Origin of the sequence: Jeotgalibacillus marinus (assembly GCF_040801915.1) — a bacterium.
In the GTDB taxonomy this organism is placed as follows: Bacteria; Bacillota; Bacilli; order Bacillales; family Jeotgalibacillaceae; genus Jeotgalibacillus; species Jeotgalibacillus marinus.
In genome coordinates, this window is sequence record NZ_JBFMIA010000193.1 from 1 (window position 1) to 263 (window position 263).

At 69.6% G+C, this 263-nt stretch carries 1 protein-coding gene; it reads right to left on the reverse strand.

The genetic code is table 11. The features are described 5' to 3' along the window. The coding region (locus AB1471_RS17505) for a hypothetical protein (protein WP_437342383.1) at positions 1-263 on the reverse strand (263 nt) is incomplete at both ends.

Consider the following 263-nt stretch of genomic DNA (forward strand, 5'->3'; position numbering starts at 1 on the left):
CGCTGATCACGACCTCGAGGATCGAGCCGCGACGCTGACGCATCTGCCGCGACGACACCGAGCGCACTTCGGCGACGATCGTCACCTGCTCGCCGAGCGGCAGCGAATCGATCGGCGTGAGCTCGCCGCGCCGGGCGTAGCGCCGGGGGTAGTGCGTCAGCAGATCGGCCACCGTGCTCATGCCGAATGCCCGCTCGAACAGCTTCGCGGTCGGCGCTCCCAGCGCGTCACCCAAGGCGGTGTCGAGCGTGATCGCGGGCATT